This is a genomic window from Desulfuromonas sp. AOP6 (genome assembly GCF_009731355.2).
Lineage (GTDB): Bacteria > Desulfobacterota > Desulfuromonadia > Desulfuromonadales > SZUA-540 > SZUA-540.
Genome location: NZ_AP022810.1, coordinates 2,517,030 through 2,537,989 on the forward strand (window position 1 = coordinate 2,517,030; position 20,960 = coordinate 2,537,989).

Sequence of the window (20,960 nt, forward strand, 5' to 3'; positions counted from 1 at the left end):
CTTTCCTTTCTGTTAACTCGTCTTTGTATGCGGTTTACTGAATCTGCGGCTGGCTAAAAAACAAAAAAACCGTCAACAGGCGGTTTTTCAAAAATCGAGCGACATGATAAACGTATCTTCAAAGACCGGCGTACCGGACAGGGGATAGGGCTTGAGGGAGCGGGCCAGTCGTTCCACTTCGGCAACGCCTTCCGTTCGGAGCAGCATCCGGCCGACCCCCTGCAAGGCTCCACCGGCGACAAATCGAACATTTTCTAGCATGTTTTCCGGCAGCATGGCAACCCTTTTCAGGACCCCCAGGGGCAGGGATAACCCAAAGGCTCCGGTCACCACCACTGGAATATCCTTAGCCTCTTCCAGGCCCGCTCGCCTCAGCAAGCAGTCAACTCCGGCCCTGATGGCGCCCTTGGCCAGCTGAAAACTACGGACATCCTGCTGAGTCAGACGCAGATCGACAGCGGCATCCCGAAAAAGGCGCAGCGAACGCTCCCCGGCCTCCTCGACGATATAGCGGGACAGGTTGGTATCGACACTATCGGCTGCCTGGATGGTGCCACGGGAGTCGAGCAGCCCCTCCTGCAGAGCCAAAGCGATGGCCTGTGCCAGACCACTGCCGCAAATGCCACGGGCTGGTCCGTCGCCGACGACGGCAAGTTTCCAGCTGTCAGCTTCTACGGTGATGCTCTCGATGGCGCCCTCGCCCACCGGCATCCCGCAGGAGATCCCCGCCGCTTCAAAAGCAGGCCCTGCCGCCACCGAAGTGACCAGCCAACTCCCGTCATGATAGAGTGCCATTTCGCCATTGGTGCCGACATCCAGATAAAGCATGGAGGCTGCCTGAGGGGGACAGGCGTAGAGAAAGGCGACGAGATCCCCTCCCACGTAGCCGCTGACCAGGGGGAAGAGATAGAAGGGGCAGGGCAGATCCAGCCCAAGGGAGGCAGGGGCGAGGCTGAGCCCCTGCCGAAAAGCGGGCTTGTGCGGCGGGTAGAGAATACTGTCAGCCGGGAGCCGGCAAAGCAGATGGGAAACTGCCGGGTTGGCGGCGGCGGCCGCCGCCTGCACCCGGTGGCGCTGAAGGCCCGCCTGGCGCAACAGCTCGGATAGCAAGGTCTCCATGCCTTCAACCAGAAGGGATTGCAGTCTCGCCCCTTCACCGCGCTGAGCAGCTTCCAGACGGCGGATCACGTCACTGCCAAGGATGTGCTGGGGGTTGGGTAGCCGCCCTTCGGCCAGCACCCCGCTGTGGGGATCAAGCAGCCGGGCAGCCAGCGTGGTCGTCCCCAGATCAAAAGCCAAAAAGCATGTTTCACCGGTCATCGTGGGATCCCTTCAGCCCTGCCGCGGCATTTACCACGGGCTCGACTCAGCCCTCATCACGGTAAAGACGGGGGATCTGCTTGCCAACCTGACAGAAAATTTCGTAGGAGATGGTTCCAGACTTTTCCGCCAGCTCCTCGGCACAAATGCAGTTATCCCCGTCCTCGCCCAGCAGTGTCACCCTGTCCCCCACCCGGACCCCGGGAATATCGCTGACATCGATCATTGTCCAGTTCATGCACACGGTACCGGCCACCCGCGCCCGCTGCCCACGCACCAGCACCTCGCCGCATCCGGACAGGTGCCGGTTGTATCCATCACTGTAGCCCACCGGAATGGCAGCCAGCACGGAGGGACGCGTGGCCTTGAAGCGATGACCGTAGGACACTCCGGTGCCGGCGGGAACCTGCTTGAGTTGGTAGATATGAGTGCGCCAGCCCATCACCGGCCGCAGGTCCAGCCGGTCGGCGAAGGCAGCGGATGGCAGCGCCCCATAGAGGACGATACCGGGACGCACCAGATTGCACTCGGGCAGATGGTGGGCGAAGAGCGCAGCGCTGTTGCTCAGATGAATCCACGGGGGCTGGTAACCGGCATCACGGATCTGCTGAAGCATGAGGCAGAAAACTTCATACTGGCGGGCGGTCAGGGGATCCTGCGGCACATCGGCCAGCGCCAGATGCGAGAGCACGCCTTCCAGCCGCAGCCCTTTCCAGGCGCTCAGTTCACGCAGCACCTCGCCAAGCTCCTCGGGGCGAAAACCGACCCGCCCCATGCCCGTGTCGAGCTTGAGGTGGAAGGGACAGGACTGGCCGGTCGCCAAGGCGACCCTGTTGAGGCGCCTGGCGGTCTCCACATCGAACAGGATCGGGATTAACCCGTGACGGAGAAGAGCCTCTTCCTGCCCCGGAAAAAATCCACCCAGGATTATGACAGGAAGGTCGATACCCGCCTCACGCAGCCGTTGCCCTTCCTGCACCGAAGCAACACCAAAAAAATCGGCCCCCTCGTCCTGCAGGCAGGCAGCCACCGGCCCCATTCCGTGACCATAGGCGTCCGCCTTGACGATAGCCAACAGTTTGCGGCCTTCCCCCGCCTGTTTTCGCGCCTGGCGAAAATTGTGACGAAGGGCAACGAGATTTATTTCGACAAAAGTTGGAAACGATGAATCAGGAGACATAACAGAAAGGCCTCTGGGGAAAAATTTTTCTTAGCACGACAGCCCGAGACTGTAAAGGAGAAACTCTGAACAAGTGCCGGCCGAATCGTTATTCCTGCATTATTCTGGTTGACAGCAAAACCCTAATCCATTAGGCTTTTTCCTTCTTCTCGCTGCTTTAGCAGGGGATGAAAGGCGGCCAGGGCCAGCATGGGAGGGGCCGTTTGAAAAGTGCAGACCGCTAGGGGAGTGGCACACTGAGAATCCCGCAACCAGGGATGACCCTTTGAACCTGATCCGGTTCGTACCGGCGTAGGGAAGCGGCGAGAGGAACCGGTTGTTTTTCCGATCGTCATGCCCCCTGCGAAGGCATGACGATTTTTTATTTTGGAACTGAGAGCCAACCATGATTGACGGACTTTACCTGATCACGGCCCAGGAACCTGTGGAAACCATGCTGGGCAAGGTTGCCGCCGCACTGCTGGGAGGCGCCCGCGTCGTCCAGTACCGGGACAAGGTGCGGCCCGATCAGGAGCAGCTGGTCATCGCCAACCAGCTCAAACATCTCTGCCGGCAGCGGGGAGCCACCTTTATCGTCAACGATGATCCCGTCATCGCTCAGGCCAGCGGCGCCGACGGCGTCCATATCGGTCAGCAGGACGGCGGCATCAGTGAAGCCCGCCGCATCCTGGGGCAGAACAAGATCATCGGTGTCTCCACCCGCAATGCCGAAGAAGCCCTGAAGGCCCAGATGCAGGGGGCGGATTACGTTGCCGTCGGCAGTATCTATCCGACCTCCAGCAAGGATGACATCCAAGTTGTTGGGCTCGATATGCTCAAGAAGGTGCGTAAGGCCGTGCAGGTGCCGGTGGTGGCCATCGGCGGCATCAACTGCGACAACGGCAACGACGTCCTTAAAGCTGGGGCCGACGCTCTCTGTGTCATCTCGGCGGTCATGGCCGACCCGGCTCCTGAGCTGGCCGCCGGCGAAATGGCCCTGCTTTTCAATCATCGCAACCCTTTCCCCCGCGGCAAGGTTCTCACTATCGCCGGCTCGGATTCGGGGGGGGGAGCGGGCATTCAGGCCGACCTCAAAACCATCACCCTGCTCGGCAGCTTCGGCATGAGCGCCATCACCGCCCTGACGGCCCAAAACACACTCGGTGTCAAAGGCGTGCACCCGGCCCCCGTGGATTTTGTCACGGCACAGATCGAAGCGGTGCTGGCGGACCTGGGCACCGATACGGTCAAAACAGGCATGCTCTTTTCAGCTGAGATCGTCGAAGAAGTGGCCCGCGCCATCCGCGTGCACGCGCTGCTCGCCGTGGTCGACCCGGTCATGATTGCCAAGGGAGGCGCTCCACTCCTGCAACAGGAGGCTATCGCCGCCTTTCTCAAGCACCTGCTCCCCGTCTCTTACCTGCTGACCCCCAATCTGCCGGAGACGGAGGCTCTTACCGGCCTCGCCGTGCGCAACGAGAAGGATATGGAACGTGCCGCCCGCCGGTTGCAACAGATGGGCGCCCGCAATGTCCTGATCAAAGGCGGCCATCTTGAAGGAGCCGCCGTCGACCTGCTGCTGGCCGATGACCAGCTGCATCGCTTCGCCGCCCCGCGGCTGAGCACCCCCAATACCCACGGCACCGGCTGCACCTACTCGGCCGCCATCGCTACCTTCCTCGCCCAGGGGGTGCCGCTGATTCAGGCCGTCGAGCAAGCCAAGACGTTTATTACTGAAGCCATCAGAAGCACCTTTGATTTGGGCACGGGACATGGCCCCGTCAACCACTACCGGGCCGCCCAGCTTTTTCACCAGCCCGAGTGAACCCGGTTCGGCAATTTTTTCATAACAGACGGTCTGCCTGAGCGGATCGTAAAAGCGAGGAAAAACCCATGACCCAGCTTGAAATCGCCCGACAGGGCCTGATCTCCGACAAAATGAAACAGGCCGCTGCCGCCGAAAGCATCGATCCTGAAATTCTGCGTCAGCGTATCGCCGAAGGCACCGCCATCATCTGCCACAACAATCTGCACACAAACGGCATCCCCCTGGCGGTGGGCAAGGGTCTGCGTACCAAGATCAACGCCAATATCGGCACCAGCAAGGACGACACCAGCATCGACAAGGAACTGGAAAAAGCCCGCGTCGCCGTGGCGGCCGGCGCCGACGCCATCATGGACCTGTCCACCGGCGGCCCCATCGACGAGATCCGCGCCGCCATCATCCGTGAAACCAGCGCCTGCATCGGCTCGGTCCCCCTTTACCAGGCTGCCGTCGACACCGTCGTCCGCAAAAAGAAAGCCATGGTCGATATGACGGTTGATGAAATCTTCGACGGTATCAAGAAGCACCTCGACGACGGCGTCGACTTCATCACCGTGCACTGCGGCGTCACCCGTGCCACCGTCGAGCGTATGGACCGTGAGGGACGCATCATGGAAGTCGTTTCCCGCGGGGGCTCCTTCACGATCGAATGGATGACCCGCAACCAGGCCGAAAACCCCCTCTACGAGCATTTCGACCGCCTGCTCGAACTGGTCAAGCCCTATGATGCGACCCTCTCGCTCGGCGACGGCTTCCGCCCCGGCTGCCTGGCCGATGCCACCGACCGCGCCCAGATTCATGAACTCATTGTCCTGGGCGAACTGACCCAGCGCGCCTGGGCTGCCGGCGTGCAGGTGATGATTGAAGGGCCGGGACACGTCCCCCTCAACCAGATCGAAGCCAATATCCAACTGCAGAAGCGCCTCTGCCATGGCGCGCCCTTTTATGTGCTGGGGCCGCTCGTCACCGACATCGCCCCCGGTTACGACCACATCACCAGCGCGATCGGCGGCACTCTGGCCGCCGCGGCCGGCGCCGATTTCCTCTGTTATGTCACTCCCAGCGAGCACCTGCGACTGCCCACCGTCGAGGATGTACATGAAGGCGTCATGGCCAGCCGCATCGCCGCCCACGCCGCCGACATCGTCAAGGGCGTCAAGGGCGCCATCGACAAAGATAACGCCATGGCCCGCGCCCGTAAGGAGCTGGACTGGGAAAAACAGTTCGAGCTGGCTATCGACCCCCAAAAAGCTCGTCGCCTGCGGGCCGAATCGGGCGTCGACGAGGAACACGGCGCCTGCACCATGTGTGGGGAATTCTGCGCCTACAAGGTCATGAACGAGCGTAAACGGCAGAGCATCGCCGGCTGAGGCGAGCCCCCCGTGCAAATTTGGCTTGGAAAATGCCCCAACGCCTGCTGGCGGGGGCATTTTTCTTTTTTCGACCGATAACCCAGGGGCTCTGCACGGGAACAATCTTTATGGTTGAAATCCGGCCCACGTTCATGTTTAGATTAACGAATTTGGCTTGGCCAAATATCTCACCACCCGGGAGGGATATGGAACTATGTGTGCAAAAAAAGCAGTAAAAAAAACCAGTCGTCCCAAGCGCCCCCACAAAATCAAACTGCGGGGCTTCAACAACCTGACGAAAACCCTGTCCTTCAACATCTATGATGTCTGCTACGCCCGCGCGCCCCAGGCCCGCAAGGAGTATCTGGAATATATCGATGAGGAGTACAACTCAGAGCGTCTGGTAAAGATCCTCACCGAGGTGGCCGACATCATCGGAGCCAACATTCTCAATGTGTCCAGCCAGGATTACGATCCCATGGGGGCCAGCGTCACCATCCTCATCGCCGAGGAACCGGTGGACCCCAAACCAGACCAGGTCCTTGCCCATCTCGACAAGAGCCACCTGTGCATCCATACTTACCCGGAAACCGATTCCAGAACCGGCGTGTCGACCTTCCGCGTCGATGTCGACGTGTCGACCTGCGGCAAGATCAGCCCGCTGAAGGCCCTCAACCACCTGGTCAATTCTTTCGAGTCGGACATCGTTCTCATGGATTACAAGGTGCGTGGCTTCACCCGCGACGTCAAGGGCACCAAACACTATATCGACCACAAGATTCTGTCGATCCAGCAGTTCATCAAAAAATCGACCCTGGACCTCTACCAGTGTGTGGACATCAATATCCATCAGGAGAATCTCTTCCACACCAAGATGCTGCTGCGCGACTTCAACCTCGACAACTACCTGTTCGCCAGCGCCGCCAAGGACTTCTCCCCCGAAGAAAAGGCGCGGGTAAAGGAAAGTCTGCAAAAAGAGATGACCGAGATTTTTTATTCCAAAAATATTTATTGAGCAGAGGTCGTACGTCCGCAGAAGGAGAGTCATGGTTACGGTCGTGGGAAAGATATTAGGCACATTGACTATCGGAGCAACCCTGATCATGACAGCCTGTTCGCCCCCAAAACTTTCAGGCGACCCGCAAACTCCTTACCACCCCGCCCGGCCGCCCGTCGTCGGCGATATCCTTCATCTGCCGACCGGAACCTTCGTCAGTGAAGAGCAGATGCTCACAGCGGCGACGGATGCACGCCTGGTCTATGTGGGGGAAACCCATGACAATCCCGCCTCCCATCGTTTGCAGTTGACCGTCCTGCAGGCGATGGCTGAAAGACATCCCGGTCGGGTGGCTGTTGGCATGGAGATGTTTACCCCCGCCCAGCAGGACATCCTGGATCGCTGGACAACTGGCGAACTCAACGAAAAAGAGTTTCTCAAGAAATCCCGCTGGTACGCTACCTGGAACATGGATTTTGCCTACTATCGGGAACTTCTCGTCTTCGCCCGCGATAATCGCATCCCCGTTGTCGGTCTGAATGCTGACAAAGACCTGGTACGCGCTGTTGGGCAGAAAGCCTTTGAGCAACTCGACGAGACAGAGCGCCAGCGACTGCCGCAAATCGACATGAGCGACCCCTATCATCGCGCCATGGTCGAAGCCATCTACGGTGGCCACAGCCAGGGGAACAGCATGCTGGATGGATTTTTACGGGTTCAGAATCTCTGGGATGAGGCCATGGCCGAGAGCATCGTGCGCTTCCTGGACAACCGGGAGGACGATTCCTGGCGCATGATGATCGTCGCCGGCGGCAACCATGTGCGCTATGGGTACGGTATCCCCCGCCGGGTTTTCCGCCGGCTTCCTACCTCCTATTCCCTCATCGGGTCAAGGGAACTCGACATCCCCGAAAGTAAAAAAGACCGCCTCATGGACGTAGAGATGCCCGACTTTCCCATGCCGCCCTATGATTTCATGGCTTTCACCGAATACGAGGATCTGCCGCAACAGGAAGTCAAACTCGGGGCCATGCTGGATGACTCGCAGGGTAAGGTCTTGATCAAGGGAGTGATTCCGGGCTCGGCAGCCGCCGAAGCAGGTCTTCAGGAAGCTGACATTATCCGCCAGTTCAACGGGCTGCCCATCGAGGAGGCCTTCGACCTCATCTACGAAGTAAAGCAGCGACAGGAAGGCGACCGGGCGACGCTGATCCTCGAGCGGGGTGGACAGACCCTGTCACTGGAGGTGAGGTTCAAGGCCCTGCCACCAAACCACCACGCCAAATAACCCGGAACAGAAAAGGCCGCCTCAATGGGCGGCCTTTTCTGTTCCGTCGATTTTCAAGGTTCTCAGGCCTTGCCGGCGCTGCCCAGTACCGTCTCGTTTTTATGCTTGATAAGAGCGATGAGCTCCTGGCGGGCGGCGCCTAGATATTTACGCGGGTCGAACTCCTCGGGATTCTTGGCCAGATATTCGCGAACCTTGGCAGTAACCGCCAGTCGGCCATCGGAGTCAATATTGATCTTGCACACGGCACTGGCCGCCGCCTGTCGCAGCTGGTCCTCAGGCACACCGACTGCCCCTTCCATGCGGCCGCCGTACGCGTTGATGAGGCGGACATAGTCCTGCACCACGCTGGAGGCCCCGTGCAGCACGATGGGGAAGCCAGGGATCCGCTTCTCGATCTCCGTAAGGATATCGAAGCGCAGCGGCGGCACCTGCTCCCCTTCCTTGAGCTTGAACTTGTAGGCGCCGTGACTTGTTCCGATGGAGATCGCCAGCGAATCGACCCCCGTCTTCTTGACGAAATCCTCGACTTCCTCGGGTTTGGTGTAAGTGGAGTGATCCGCCTGCACTTCGTCCTCGATGCCGGCCAGAACCCCCAGTTCCCCCTCGACGGTCACGTCATGGGCATGGGCATATTCTACAACCTGTCGAGTCAGCGCCACGTTCTCTTCGTAAGGGAGGTGCGACCCATCGATCATGACAGAGGAGAAGCCGGAATCAACGCAGGACTGACACAGCTCCAGGGAGTCACCGTGGTCAAGATGCAGGGCGATGGGAATATTGGAGCCCATTTCGCGCACCATTTCCACCGCACCCAGGGCCATGTAGCGCAGCATGGTGCTGTTGGCGTAGCTGCGAGCCCCCTTGCTGACCTGAATAATGACGGGAGAAGCCGTCTCGGCACACGCCGTGACAATGGCCTGCAACTGTTCGAGGTTATTAAAGTTATAGGCAGGAATGGCATAACCACCCCCCACGGCCCTTTGGAACATGTCCCGGGTGTTGACCAGTCCCAACTCACTGAAATGCACTTTTTCGCCCATGACTTCCAGCCTCCCTGTCTTTTTCGACTATTTCAAAACACAGTGTTGCTACCAGATGCAACCGGATAATAGATAACAGCTCGCCCCGGTGAAGTCCAGCCCAAAGTCGCCATTTTTGCCGTCAAGGGGGTTGAAAAAGGGGGTAAGTTCGTTTAGGATACGCCCGATTTTGAGCTATCCTGATCACACCTGTCTTGATTCATTAACCCATAGAAGGAAACGCCCATGAATTCGACAAAGCAGGAAGATTACCTCAAGGACTGGCAGCAGCGCGAGGAACTCGCTGAAGCGATGCTCCCCATCATTGGCAGGCTCTATCGCGACCGCAACGTGGTCATCTCCCTTTACGGGCGGCCCCTGATCAATCCGTCCACCATCGACATTCTCAAGGCCCATCGTTTCGCCCGGCAGATCCTGGAGAACGAACTGTCGGTACGGGACAGCTTTCCCGTTCTCAAGGCCGTCAGCGAGCTTGACCTGGCGCCGGCGCGGATCGACATCGGCAAGCTGACGGTTCGCTACCAGGCTCAGGCCACCGGCGAGCCGATGGAACAGTTTGTCCGCCGTGAGCTGACTTCGGTCAACACCGGCAAGGGCTCCATGCGACAGGAACCCCAGGATATCGTCCTCTACGGCTTTGGCCGCATCGGCCGTCTACTCGCCCGTCTGCTGATTGAAAAGACCGGCGGTGGCGACAAACTGCGCCTGCGGGCCGCTGTCGTTCGCAAAGGCAGCGCCGACGATCTCATCAAGCGCGCCAGCCTTTTGCGTCGGGACTCTGTCCATGGCTTTTTCCGCGGCGCCATCACGGTCGATGAACAGGAAAACGCCATCGTGGCCAACGGCAACATGATCCGCATTATCTACGCCGATGATCCGGAGAATGTCGACTACACCCAGTATGGCATCAAGGATGCCATCGTCATCGACAACACGGGGAAATGGCGCGATCGCGAAGGACTCGGCCGGCATCTGAAGAGCAAAGGCACTTCGGCCGTCATCCTGACAGCCCCGGGCAAAGGGGACATCCCCAACATCGTCTACGGCGTCAACAATGAGCTCATCAGCCCCCTGGAAAAAATCTTCTCTGCCGCCAGCTGCACAACAAACGCCATCGTTCCAGTGCTCAAAGCTGTCAATGACCGGTTCGGCATCGTTCATGGCCACGTGGAGACCTGTCATTCCTACACCAATGACCAGAACCTGATCGACAACTACCACAAGAACAACCGCCGTGGCCGCAGCGCCCCTCTCAACATGGTCATCACCGAGACGGGAGCAGCCAAGGCGGTTGCCAAAGCGCTGCCGGAACTTACGGGCAAACTCACCGGCAACGCCATTCGCGTGCCGACCCCTAACGTGTCTTTGGCCATACTCAACCTGACCTTGACGGAAGGAACCAGCGTACAGGAGCTGAACAGCTACCTGAGGGACGTTTCTCTCAACTCACCACTGCAACAACAGATTGACTACACCAATTCTCCCGAGGTCGTCTCCAGTGACTTTGTCGGTTCCCGGCACGCCGGCATCGTCGATTCGCTGGCCACTATCGTCGACGGCAACCGCTGCGTTCTTTACGTCTGGTACGACAACGAGTTCGGCTACAGTGCCCAGGTGGTACGCATCGTCGAAAAGATGTCCGGTCTCGAACTGCCAGTACTACCGGCCTAACTTTACACAGAAAAGGGCCACCTGCTTGGCAGGTGGCCCTTCTTCGTTACCGTGATACTTCAATGCGAGAGATCAGTCCGTCTTCATCAGCCGCATTTTTTTACGCAGCCGGCGCTGGGCTTCCTTTTCTTTGCGCTTACGCTTGACGCTGGGCTTTTCGTAGAATTTGCGCTGCTTCATTTCACGAAACAACCCCTCCTGCTGCAGCTTGCGCTTGAGAACCCGGATCGCCTTTTCGACGTTGTTGTCGACGACATGGATTTCCACTGACTCTTCACCTCGCTTTCTTATCTATTTACACTTCACCAGGTCACCCAGGCGAAGAATAAGACGGCAATGTACACCAACACCATCAAAAAATCAATACAAATTTCACTTACACTCCCCGTCCGTAACAAAGAGACCAACAGAGAGCCCGCCATTGACCAGATCGGCAATCTTCTTCAGGGGTAGACCGACAGCGTCAACCAGAGGCGAGGCTGGGCAGAAAATAGCGCGGCGCCAGCCGCAAAAGCTTTGGGCATAGACATGCCCCAGCTGGCGGTAGAGAGGGGCCAGATTCTCGCCTTTTCCCAGACGCTCTCCATAGGGCGGATTGCACAGAATGGTGCCGGCCACGGCGCTGGCCCGGCTTTCGGCCAGATCTGCCACCTCCAGGCGGACAAGATCGGCAACTCCCGCGCGCTCGGCGTTGCGTCTGGCGGCCGCTAGCGCCACCGGATTCCGGTCAGACCCGCAGATAGACACCTCAATCTCGCGCCTGGCTCGGGCAGCTTCCAACTTGAGAGCCTCCCAAAGACCCGGACGAAAACCGGGCCAGTTCATAAAAGCAAAGTGACGTCCCCCTCCCGGGGGCAGGTTGGCCGCCAGCAGCGCTCCCTCGATGACAAAGGTACCCGATCCGCACATAGGGTCGACCAGAGGAGTCCCGCCATCCCAACCCAACAGAGCCAGGATGCCCGCCGCCAGGGTTTCGCGCAGAGGAGCCTGCGCCGACTCTTCGCGATATCCGCGTCGGTGCAGCAGTTCACCGGAGGTATCCATCGAGATCTGGCAGTGGTCGTCATCAAAGCGCACGAGGACCAGTTGCTCCTCGCCCTGCCCCGCCTCCAACTGGCGACCAAGGGAGCGGTCAATGGCAGCAGCGACTGTTTCGGCAATACGCCCCCCATGAACGAGGCGGGAGCGATGGCTCGCTGTTTTCACGCGCACAGAGGTCTCTGCCCGGATGAAGCGCCCCCAGGGCAGCCTCAACGCCTTTTTGTACAGGTCGGGGAAGTCGCGGCTGCGGAAAGCCCCGAGGCGGATCACCACGCGACTGGCGGTGCGCAGCCACAAGTTGGCGCGGTAGATATCCGCCAGCGTTCCCGTGAACTCTACTCCGCCCGGCACCGCGGCAACTCCGGCCATGCCGAGATGTTGCAGTTCGGCGGCACAAACCACCTCCAATCCGGGTGCCGTTACAGCGAATAGTTGTCCTTCCAGTCTTTTCACAGGCCCTCCCCAAACATTGAAAGCGGCGATCCTAGCACAGCGATGTTTCCTTGACCAGAAATCCCCACTTCTTCAGCTCATTTAGCCCTGCATACCTGGTCAAATTCTGCTACTATTTCTACATTTCCATTAACAACCGGGAGGCTGTCGAACCGATGAATTATTCCGACATGGATATCGATTGGGCGTACCTGCTCGAACGCGTTGAAACCCTCATGGATCTCGGCGAAGAGTACCTGGGGCGCCAACTGGCCGAGTACGAAATCGAGGCGGAGGCCTTCCAAAGCACTATCGCCTTTCGCTGGCAACGACAGGCAACCGCTGGGTGGCTTGTGCCCGTGCCCTTCCCGGACACACCGGACCATGCAGACCTTCTCGGTATCGACGCCACACTGCAGCGGCTCAACCAGAACACCCTGCAGTTCGTCCGAGGCTATCCGGCCAACAACGTCCTTTTGTGGGGCGAGCGGGGCAGCGGCAAGTCCTCGGCTGTCAAGGGGCTCATCAACCAGTTTTCCAGCCAGGGTCTGCGTCTGGTGGAAGTACAGAAGGAGGATCTCTTTCAGCTCCCCCTCATCACCGGCCGACTGCGGGATCTCGACTATCGCTTCATCCTCTTCTGTGATGATCTGTCTTTTGACGAATCGGAGGTATCTTACCGGGAACTCAAAGCACTTCTGGAAGGCGGCATCGAGTCTCGCCCGGCCAATGTGCTCGTCTATGCCACCAGCAACCGGCGTCATCTGATGCCTGAGCGTTTCGAGGACAACAGCATGGATGCGGAGATTCACCCCGAGGAACGCATTGCCGAAAAGCTCTCGCTGTCGGACCGCTTTGGTATTACCCTCGGTTTTTATCCCATGTCCCAGGAAACCTACCTGGCCATTGTGCGTCACCTGAGCCGCCGCCGAAAGGTAAAAATATCGGCCAAAAGACTGGAGAGGGAAGCGCTGCAATGGGCTCTGCGTCGTGGCGCGCGCTCCGGGCGGGTCGCCCGCCAGTTTGTGGATGACCTCAGCGGAAGGCTCCTGGTGGAAGCGGAAAGAAAAAAGGGTGGCGGCAAACAGAAAAAACCCGAAACAAAACCCCTCTGACCGAATTCGCAACCCATTGTTTCATCGATACTTTTAGCACTCATCCACAGTTTCGTGGAAAACCCTGTGGGGAACTCGAAAAGAGCCGTGGGCAAGTCCTGTGAGCACCTCTCTTTCCAGCCTTTTGCCTATTTTTTAATCAAGAGGAGGAGATATAAAGGCGAGACGAAAACGAAAGGATTCTTGAGCTGAAACACGATCTGTAGTAATAAAGAGATAGCCTGAAAGCCATGGGGGGCACCTTCCCAAGACGCCCATCTCACACCGGAGGAAGAGCACAGATGGTCCAGATGACCGAAGCCGCCCTTTTCGATGCCTGCCGGATTCTTTTTGGCCAGGAACTGAACCTCAATCGCGACTTTCTCTTCTACCTCCAGCCCTGCGGTGCCAAATCAGCCTATCGCAGCAAGGCCAAACAGACGCATCCGGATCGCTTTGCCGATGCTGAAAAAAAGCGGCAAAATGTCCTGTTTCATGATCTGACCAGCGCTTACAAGCTTATCAACACCTTTCTGGAGCAGCGGGAAAAAGGGCATATCCTGCCTCTGCGCAACTCCGGCCCACGCGCCAGGACCAGTGCTTCTCCAACTCGTCCCCGCCCCCCGGCTTCGCCGGCCGGCACCTTCTATGCCGGGGACCTGCCCCAGCGAAACCTGGAATTCGGCCTCTATCTCTACTATCGCGGCTACATCTCCTACCAACAACTCATCGCGGCACTCGTCTGGCAGAGAGCCCAAAGGCCGGCCATCGGGGAAATAGCCCGCCGCTGGGGATGGCTCGACGAGGTCGCGCTGCGCCATGTTCTCACCTCACGGGGAGCTTTCAGCCGTTTCGGGCAGCGGGCCGTCAAGCTCGGCGTATTGACCCCTTTCCAGGTACAGACCTTGCTCCGCTACCAGCAGAACCTCCACAAGCGTATCGGCCAGTACTTCGTCGAGAGCAACCTTCTGAGCGCCCAGGATATTGAAAAGCTGGTCGAAGAACTGAAAACCCACAACCAGAAGGTAGCCGTCGGGCGGCGCTCCGCCAGCCCCTCCTTTTAACGCTCTTCACCCATCCTTTCCCCAGCTCACAACGGAAAAGGAGCAGACTCCGGCTTCAGGGTCGGCATGACACCGGCTCGGCGCAGGCGGTTGAGATATTCGACCCGCGAAATCGCCTGCCCGCCCAAGGAAGCCAGGTGGGAAGTCGGCAGCTGACAGTCGATCATCTCGAAATCATGGGACGCCAGGCTGCGCGCCAGAAAAACCAGGGCCAGCTTGGAGGCGTTGCTGCGGCGGTGAAACATCGACTCGCCAAAGAAGCAGCGCCCCAGACAAACACCGTACAATCCGCCGACCAGCTCCTTTCCCTGCCAGCATTCGACCGAATGCGCGAAACCCATCCTGTGCAGCTGGCCATAGGCATCCAGCATTTCATCGGTGATCCAGGTTCCCGCACTATCCCTTCGGTCTGAACCACAGGCCAGCATAACGTCGTCAAAAGCGCGGTCGACCGTCAGCTCGAAGGGGCCACGGCGGATCACTTTGTCAAGGCTGCGGGAAACATGAATGGCGGTCGGTTCGATAATGAAACGGGGGTCGGGCGACCACCAGAGGATGGGATCCCCCTCGTTGAACCAGGGGAATATGCCGGAGGAATAGGCTAGAAGAAGTCGCTGTGGAGACAGATCCCCACCGACAGCCAGCAGACCATCAGGCTCGGCCAGGTGAGGCGGCGGAAAAAGCAGCTGCTCTGACAGTTGAAATACGGGCACCGATGAATCCCCAGGAGCGCCTCAGACGTAGGAAAAAGTCAGGGTGTCCTGGCGCAGACCGACACGCACGGTCCCCCCCTTGCTCAGCCGTCCGAACAGGATTTCGCTGGCAATGACATCACTGACTTCCGTCTGAATGAGCCGGGCAAGCGGACGAGCACCGTAAACCGGGTCGTAACCCCGCTGCGCAAAATACCGACGGGCAGCCGGGGAGACTTTGAGGGCAATGCCCTTCTCCCGCAGGGGAGCCGACAGCTCGTTGAAAAACTTGTCGACGATCCTTACGATCACTTCCTCAGCGAGACTGCTGAAAGCGATGATGGCATCAAGGCGATTGCGAAACTCGGGCGAGAAGGTCCGTTCGACAGCATGACGGGGATCTCCCGCCGAAGCCGCCGCCTTGCTGAACCCGATGGGGTTGGCGCTCATTTCCCGGGCGCCGGCGTTACTGGTCATGATGAGGACGACGTTGCGGAAGTCGGCCTTCTTCCCATTATTGTCGGTGAGAGTGCCGTGATCCATGACCTGCAGCAGGATATTGAAAAGATCGGGATGGGCCTTCTCAATCTCGTCAAGCAGCAGTATCGCATAGGGATGCCTGATGACGGCATCGGTCAGTAGGCCGCCCTGTTCGAAACCGACATAGCCCGGCGGCGAACCGATGAGGCGCGCCACTGAATGCTTCTCCATGTATTCACTCATGTCGAAGCGGATGAACTCCACGCCCATCTGGACGGCCAGCTGTTTGGCGACCTCCGTCTTGCCCACCCCGGTAGGACCCGTGAACAGGAAGGAACCCGTGGGTTTTTCCGGATGGCCCAGGCCGGCCCGGGAACGCAGCACCGCGCGGCAAAGGGCGTCGATGGCCGGATCCTGCCCGAACACGCGCGCCTTGATATCCCTGGCAAGGGTCTTCAGGCGCTGGCGGTCCCGCGCCGAGACCTGCCGCTGCGGGATACGCGCGATACGGGCGATCGTTTCTTCTATTTCACGGATCCCCACTTCCTGTCGTGACCGCGGATGCAGCCGGAAGGAGGCACCCACCTCGTCGATGACGTCAATGGCCTTGTCCGGCAAGTGGCGAAAGTTGATGTGGCGGGCCGACAGCTCAGCGGCGGCCCGCAGCGCTTCTTCGCTGTAACGGACGCCGTGATGCTCTTCATAGTGGGACTTCAACCCCCGAAGAATGGCGAGGGTCTCCTCGACACTCGGTTCAGGAACATCGATCTTCTGAAAACGGCGGGACAAAGCCCGGTCCTTCTCAAAAAGATTCTTGTATTCCTCATAGGTGGTTGAACCGATGCAGCGCAGCTCACCGGAGGCGAGTACCGGCTTGAGAATATTGGAGGCATCCATCGAGCCACCGCTGGTAGCGCCGGCGCCCACGACGGTGTGGATTTCATCTATAAAGAGGATGGCTTTGCCTTTTTTGGCCAGGGCGGCCAGTACCGCCTTGAGCCGTTCCTCGAAATCCCCGCGGAACTTGGTACCGGCCAGCAGCGCCCCCATATCGAGGGAAAAGATCTCAAAATCCGTCAGCATGTCAGGCACTTCACCCCGCGCCATGCGCAGCGCCAGCCCTTCAGCCAGCGCCGTCTTGCCGACACCCGGTTCGCCTACATAGATGGGGTTGTTCTTGCGCCGTCGGCACAGCACCAGCAGAGTTCTCTCGACTTCCGTCTCGCGACCGATGAGAGGATCGATCTTGCCGGCCCGGGCTTTTTCCAGCAGATTGACGGTAAAAATTTTCAAGGGGTCCTTGGCAGGTGCCGACTTGACCCCGCCTCCCCCCGAATCCTCACGGCCTGAGCCCGGTGAGGGTTCTCCCTCCTGCCGGCTGGGCATTTTGGCGACACCGTGAGAAATATAGTGAAGCACATCGAGGCGGCCTACCCCCTGAAGTTTGAGAAAATGGGCGGCGTGAGAATTTTTCTCTTCCAGAATCGCGACCAGGACATCCCCGATGGTGATCTGGTTTTTACCGGCGGAATGCATGTGAACCACGGTACTCTGGAGCACTCTCTGCAACCCTACCGTCTGCTCGGGTACCGCCTCGCTTTCAGTGGCGACACTCTCCATCTGGTTGGTCATAAAATCTTCGAGCATGGCACGCAGGGTCTCAAGATCACCCCCGCAGTGGCGAATGATATCCTGCCCATCCCCATCGAAGAGAATGGCGTAGAGCACGTGTTCCGTCGTGAGGTATTCATGACGGCGGCGCTGAGCTTCCCGCACCGCCAGAGAAAAAGTGATTTGTACTTCTTGGTTGAACATGGCGACACCGTCCTTTTTCAGGCTTTTTCGAGACTGCACTTCAACGGAAAACCTTCTTTCCTGGCCATGACGTGTACCCTGGCAACCTTCGTCTCGGCAATTTCATGGGGGTAGGTTCCGCAATCCCCGACCCCCTTGATATGAATATGCAGCATGATGCGGTTGGCCTCAGGGGGCGTCTTGTGGAAGACTGTTTCCAGGGCGGTGACCACGAATTCCATGGTCGTGTAGTCATCGTTGTGCATCAGAACACGATACAGAGGAGGAAAGGCAACCTTTTCCTTCTCTGCAGCGGCGGATTTTACTCCCGGCGATGATACAGGTCTATCCACGGCTATCCTCTTCCTACAGGGCCATAATTGACCATCATACTAACACAGCTGGTGCAAAACTTCCATCCCTTGCCCCCGCCTGCAAACAGAGGACTTGGCCGGCAAGATCGTGACATTCTAACGAAAATCGGTCCTTCAGGAATTGACTTCCAGGCCATCTCGGGGAAAATCAAAGGAAGACAGTAAAGATTTCTGCGGCGATTGCGGCTTAAGGATTTTTTGAACCCAAGCGTTTACCGGACAGGCTGCCATGCTGAAAGTCTTTTCACAATACGCCGCCTGGTTCCTTCTGGGCAGCACGCTGCTCAGCAGTTTTTCAGCCATGCAGAAATTGCTTGTCGGTATCCCTTTTCACCTACAAGGGTTTTTCGTCCCCATTTTTTTCGGCGGCTGCTGCGGGGTCATCCTGAACGTCTGGCGACGCAGATGGAAAGATTCCGCCCACTCTCTTCTGGAAAGTGAAGCGCGTTATCGCAGTCTTTACGACAATGCACCCGTCATGCTTCATTCCATAGATACCCATGGCCGTCTGCTCACTGTCAGCAAATTCTGGCTGGAAACCCTGGGCTACGAAGCATCAGAAGTCCTCGGTTACAAGCTGACGGATTTCATGACCCAAACTTCACGGCAGATGGCCGAACAGACCATTTTACCCAAGTTCTTCAAAACGGGTTCCGTCAAATATATCCCGTACCAGTTTGTCAAAAAAAACGGAGATGTTATCGAAGTTCTGCTCTCGGCCATTGCCGATCGCGACGCGCATGGGCGCATAGAGCGCAGTCTGGCCGTGGCCATCGATGTCACTGAACATCGCCAGGCCGAGCTTGAGGTCAAAAAGCTGGCCTACTACGACACGCTCACCGAGCTGCCCAACCGCACCCTCTTCCATGATCGTCTTGGGCAGGCTCTGGCGCACGCTCGCCGCAACAACTCGCGCGTCGAGGTGCTGTTTCTCGACCTGGATCGCTTCAAGGTCATCAACGACACCCTCGGTCATGCCGTCGGGGACGAGTTTCTTAAGATTATCGCGCAGCGATTGAGGGACTGCATGCGTCAGGGGGATACGGTCGCCCGCCTCGGCGGCGACGAATTCGTCATCGTTCTTTCCAGCAGCAACGGCGATCAGGACGGGGCCGCCTTTGCCGAACGCATACTTGAGACCCTGGCGCAGCCGGTGAGACTGGCGGGCGGCGAACTCTGTACCACGGCCAGCATCGGCATCAGCATCTATCCTTTGGACGGCGTGGATATCGACACTCTGTTACGCAATGCCGATATCGCCATGTATGCAGCCAAAGAGCATGGCCGCAACAATTATCAATTCTTTTCCGATGAAATGAATATCCGGGTGGTGGAAAAGCTGGGGATCGAGACGAGTTTGCGGCGGGCGATCGATCGTGGCGAGCTCTTTCTCACGTACCAGCCGCAGATCGATATCGAATCAGGGACGATCATCGGGGTTGAATCCCTGCTGCGCTGGAACCACCCTCAAGAGGGGCTCATTTCGCCGGATAAATTCATCCCCGTTGCCGAGGAGACCGGCTTGATCAATCCTATCGGCGAATGGGCTTTGCGCATGGCCTGCCGGCAGGCACGCGAGTGGCAGATTGCCGGCTATCCCCCGGTTAGGATGGCGGTCAACCTTTCCGCCCGCCAGTTCAAGCAGCTGGGTATCATCGATCTACTTGACCGCATTCTCGATGAAACCGGTCTCGACCCCAGATGGCTCGAACTGGAACTCACCGAAAGTCTGATCATGGACAACACGGTGGAAACCATCATGGCCCTCACGGATATCAAGGTACGCGGAATCCACCTGGCCATTGACGATTTTGGGACCGGCTATTCATCCCTGGCCTATCTGAAGAACTTCCCTATCGACCGCATCAAAATCGCCCAGGAGTTTATCCATGCTATCAATGAAGACGCCGACAGTCGGGCGATTGTCGAGGCCATCATCGCCATGAGTCACAGCCTGCAGCTCAACGTTCTGGCCGAGGGAGTGGAGACTCTGCAGCAATTGGAATTTCTCACTGCCAGGCAATGCCATGAGATGCAAGGCTTTTACTTCTCGCCGCCCTGTACCGCCGCCGAGATGGGTGAACTCTTTGCTATGACCGTCAGCAAGGCGGGCTTCTGCCTGCTGCATGAGAAAACCTCGCGGGGAAGTCACTGACTGTCCCCAAAAGCCTCCCTGCCCACCAGCCTTTCCTGCAGGAAAACCTGCCAAACCCTTTCAGCCAGCGATACTCCATCCGTTGCCACTGCAGTCAATTCCGCGTGAATCAAGAGGGGATCGATCAGCGAAACCCCTTCCGGCTGCCACTCCTGCCAGGCCAGATGATTGCCGTACAATTGCAGCAGGTCCACAGGCCCGTCGGGGTCTGGAATCAGGCGGAGCTGCATGAGAAGACGCAGGGCATCGCCGGACAGATGAAGCGCCGCGCGCTGTGGGCGGTAGCCGCCGAGCAGAAGCGCCGCGCCCAGTTCGCCGCCGATGAGCACCTGCTCCTGCAAACCGTGCTGCCGCAGCAGGTCGGGCAGATCTTCGACTGCCACCCCTGCCTGCAGCCGGCATCGTCGCAGCAGCAGACGGGGGCGAAGTTTTTCACTGTAGCCGAATTCCCAGCGCTGCAGCAGATCCTCGCCGCGCAGCAACATTCTGCTGCCGTTGGCATCCCGACTGAGATAGCCCAGCGACTCGAGCTGCTCCAGCGTCTGCCCGATCGTACCCAGAGCAACATTGGCCCGCTGGGCCATATCCCTGTAGGACAGTCGCAGACTGGCTGGATCCATCAGCAGAATAGAAATCAGTTTGAGCCCCGCAGTTTGGAAAGCACGGCTGCCGCTTTTTTTCCCAGCTGCCCGGCGACGGCCGCCAATCTCCATCAGCAACGGTGGTTGACACAAATACATATTGCCGGCGGCATCGACATATTCGATGCCGTGTTGACGCAGCTCCCGGGCCAGGGTTTCCGGCAGGTAATCGGTAAAGAGAAGTCTCGGTACCTCGGGTTGCTGGAAATGAACCTGATTCAGAAGAACGGCGATGGTCAAAGGTGAAAGTCGCCTTCGTGGCAAAACCCGATATTCGACCTGCCCCCAGACACCCTTAAGTCGCAGGCTCCCCTCCTGGGTCTGCAAGGCCTGTCTGAACCCGGGATCAACCTCGCATCCAGGCAGAGCTCGCAGGTTTAGCAGGCAATCTTCCATCATCCGTTCTTCAGCATGGGTCAGCAGCCACGCCATGGCAAATCCTCTCTGCGTTATTATTTGTTCAGATTTAAATCGTGTTCAGGGAATAAAAGCAACATTTTTTTTGTTCACGACTGTTACTGTCTCAGGATCTTCCCTT

General features: G+C 58.4%; 17 protein-coding genes and 1 riboswitch. Of the genes, 8 read left to right on the top strand and 9 right to left on the bottom strand.

Translation table 11 applies throughout. The annotated features are described in order from the left end of the window. Positions 1-87: 87 nt before the first annotated feature. A complete protein-coding gene (locus AOP6_RS11895; protein ID WP_155876977.1) occupies positions 88-1,320 on the bottom strand; it encodes an ASKHA domain-containing protein in 1,233 nt (410 codons plus the stop codon). Between the two features lie 46 nt (positions 1,321-1,366). Then, positions 1,367-2,500 carry an alanine racemase gene (alr, locus tag AOP6_RS11900; RefSeq protein ID WP_155876978.1) on the bottom strand — a complete coding sequence of 378 codons (1,134 nt, stop codon included), beginning with the start codon at positions 2,498-2,500 and terminating at the stop codon, positions 1,367-1,369. A gap of 212 nt (positions 2,501-2,712) precedes the next feature. Beyond that, a riboswitch (TPP riboswitch) is annotated at positions 2,713-2,815 on the top strand. Positions 2,816-2,885: 70 nt separating this feature from the next. On the opposite strand from alr, the gene thiD reads away from it, so the two are divergent. The 4 genes from thiD (at position 2,886) to AOP6_RS11920 (ending at position 7,941) form a co-directional block, all read left to right on the top strand. Further along, positions 2,886-4,304 (top strand): bifunctional hydroxymethylpyrimidine kinase/phosphomethylpyrimidine kinase, encoded by a 1,419-nt coding sequence (thiD, locus tag AOP6_RS11905; protein WP_155876979.1) that lies wholly within the window; start codon positions 2,886-2,888, stop codon positions 4,302-4,304. A 68-nt stretch (positions 4,305-4,372) separates the two neighbouring features. Next, positions 4,373-5,674, top strand: a complete 1,302-nt coding sequence (gene thiC, locus AOP6_RS11910) for a phosphomethylpyrimidine synthase ThiC (RefSeq protein ID WP_155876980.1) — start codon at positions 4,373-4,375, stop codon at positions 5,672-5,674. A 196-nt stretch (positions 5,675-5,870) separates the two neighbouring features. Beyond that, entirely contained in the window at positions 5,871-6,671 is an 801-nt protein-coding gene (speD, locus tag AOP6_RS11915; RefSeq protein ID WP_155876981.1) for an adenosylmethionine decarboxylase, read from the top strand. 31 nt (positions 6,672-6,702) lie between these two features. Next, the gene (locus AOP6_RS11920; RefSeq protein ID WP_155876982.1) at positions 6,703-7,941 is read left to right on the top strand and encodes a ChaN family lipoprotein; all 1,239 of its coding nucleotides are present in this window, start codon (positions 6,703-6,705) and stop codon (positions 7,939-7,941) included. Between the two features lie 62 nt (positions 7,942-8,003). On the opposite strand, the gene AOP6_RS11925 is transcribed toward AOP6_RS11920, so the two are convergent. Next, on the bottom strand, positions 8,004-8,984 hold the full coding sequence (locus AOP6_RS11925; protein ID WP_155876983.1) for a class II fructose-bisphosphate aldolase: 981 nt from the start codon (positions 8,982-8,984) through the stop codon (positions 8,004-8,006). A 225-nt stretch (positions 8,985-9,209) separates the two neighbouring features. On the opposite strand from AOP6_RS11925, the gene AOP6_RS11930 reads away from it, so the two are divergent. After that, a complete protein-coding gene (locus tag AOP6_RS11930) occupies positions 9,210-10,655 on the top strand; it encodes a glyceraldehyde-3-phosphate dehydrogenase (RefSeq protein ID WP_155876984.1) in 1,446 nt (481 codons plus the stop codon). 72 nt (positions 10,656-10,727) lie between these two features. Here the strand turns inward: AOP6_RS11930 and rpsU are convergent, their stop codons facing one another. Continuing rightward, a complete protein-coding gene (gene rpsU, locus AOP6_RS11935; protein WP_155876985.1) occupies positions 10,728-10,922 on the bottom strand; it encodes a 30S ribosomal protein S21 in 195 nt (64 codons plus the stop codon). Positions 10,923-11,027: 105 nt separating this feature from the next. Next, entirely contained in the window at positions 11,028-12,149 is a 1,122-nt protein-coding gene (locus AOP6_RS11940) for a class I SAM-dependent RNA methyltransferase (RefSeq protein WP_155876986.1), read from the bottom strand. A gap of 50 nt (positions 12,150-12,199) precedes the next feature. Between AOP6_RS11940 and AOP6_RS11945 the strand changes: the two genes are divergently transcribed. Both AOP6_RS11945 and AOP6_RS11950 read left to right on the top strand, forming a co-directional pair. Further along, complete coding sequence (locus AOP6_RS11945; protein ID WP_225897282.1) at positions 12,200-13,243, top strand: ATP-binding protein; 1,044 nt, start codon at positions 12,200-12,202, stop codon at positions 13,241-13,243. Positions 13,244-13,524: 281 nt separating this feature from the next. Continuing rightward, a complete protein-coding gene (locus AOP6_RS11950; RefSeq protein ID WP_155876987.1) occupies positions 13,525-14,286 on the top strand; it encodes a J domain-containing protein in 762 nt (253 codons plus the stop codon). A 26-nt stretch (positions 14,287-14,312) separates the two neighbouring features. Here AOP6_RS11950 and aat read toward each other — a convergent pair whose 3' ends face one another. The 3 genes from aat to AOP6_RS11965 are packed head-to-tail and all read right to left on the bottom strand — an operon-like array spanning position 14,313 to position 17,605. Continuing rightward, complete coding sequence (aat, locus tag AOP6_RS11955; protein WP_155876988.1) at positions 14,313-14,999, bottom strand: leucyl/phenylalanyl-tRNA--protein transferase; 687 nt, start codon at positions 14,997-14,999, stop codon at positions 14,313-14,315. Between the two features lie 21 nt (positions 15,000-15,020). Further along, positions 15,021-17,273 carry an ATP-dependent Clp protease ATP-binding subunit ClpA gene (gene clpA / locus AOP6_RS11960; RefSeq protein WP_155876989.1) on the bottom strand — a complete coding sequence of 751 codons (2,253 nt, stop codon included), beginning with the start codon at positions 17,271-17,273 and terminating at the stop codon, positions 15,021-15,023. A gap of 17 nt (positions 17,274-17,290) precedes the next feature. Further along, positions 17,291-17,605, bottom strand: coding sequence for an ATP-dependent Clp protease adaptor ClpS (locus AOP6_RS11965; protein ID WP_225897283.1), 315 nt, complete (start codon positions 17,603-17,605; stop codon positions 17,291-17,293). Positions 17,606-17,855: 250 nt separating this feature from the next. Between AOP6_RS11965 and AOP6_RS11970 the strand changes: the two genes are divergently transcribed. Next, positions 17,856-19,781, top strand: coding sequence for an EAL domain-containing protein (locus AOP6_RS11970; RefSeq protein WP_155876990.1), 1,926 nt, complete (start codon positions 17,856-17,858; stop codon positions 19,779-19,781). On the opposite strand, the gene AOP6_RS11975 is transcribed toward AOP6_RS11970, so the two are convergent. Further along, on the bottom strand, positions 19,775-20,854 hold the full coding sequence (locus AOP6_RS11975) for a type IV toxin-antitoxin system AbiEi family antitoxin (protein WP_155876991.1): 1,080 nt from the start codon (positions 20,852-20,854) through the stop codon (positions 19,775-19,777). The two genes, AOP6_RS11970 and AOP6_RS11975, sit on opposite strands and share 7 nt — an antisense overlap. Between the last annotated feature and the right edge of the window lie 106 nt (positions 20,855-20,960).

Bases quoted from the DNA above. Each gene is read 5' to 3' on its own strand.
- AOP6_RS11895 (WP_155876977.1), bottom strand. From the start codon at position 1,320: ATGACCGGTGAAACATGCTTTTTGGCTTTTGATCTGGGGACGACCACG.
- alr (WP_155876978.1), bottom strand. From the start codon at position 2,500: ATGTCTCCTGATTCATCGTTTCCAACTTTTGTCGAAATAAATCTCGTT.
- thiD (WP_155876979.1), top strand. From the start codon at position 2,886: ATGATTGACGGACTTTACCTGATCACGGCCCAGGAACCTGTGGAAACC.
- thiC (WP_155876980.1), top strand. From the start codon at position 4,373: ATGACCCAGCTTGAAATCGCCCGACAGGGCCTGATCTCCGACAAAATG.
- speD (WP_155876981.1), top strand. From the start codon at position 5,871: ATGTGTGCAAAAAAAGCAGTAAAAAAAACCAGTCGTCCCAAGCGCCCC.
- AOP6_RS11920 (WP_155876982.1), top strand. From the start codon at position 6,703: ATGGTTACGGTCGTGGGAAAGATATTAGGCACATTGACTATCGGAGCA.
- AOP6_RS11925 (WP_155876983.1), bottom strand. From the start codon at position 8,984: ATGGGCGAAAAAGTGCATTTCAGTGAGTTGGGACTGGTCAACACCCGG.
- AOP6_RS11930 (WP_155876984.1), top strand. From the start codon at position 9,210: ATGAATTCGACAAAGCAGGAAGATTACCTCAAGGACTGGCAGCAGCGC.
- AOP6_RS11950 (WP_155876987.1), top strand. From the start codon at position 13,525: ATGGTCCAGATGACCGAAGCCGCCCTTTTCGATGCCTGCCGGATTCTT.
- clpA (WP_155876989.1), bottom strand. From the start codon at position 17,273: ATGTTCAACCAAGAAGTACAAATCACTTTTTCTCTGGCGGTGCGGGAA.
- AOP6_RS11970 (WP_155876990.1), top strand. From the start codon at position 17,856: ATGCTGAAAGTCTTTTCACAATACGCCGCCTGGTTCCTTCTGGGCAGC.
- AOP6_RS11975 (WP_155876991.1), bottom strand. From the start codon at position 20,854: ATGGCGTGGCTGCTGACCCATGCTGAAGAACGGATGATGGAAGATTGC.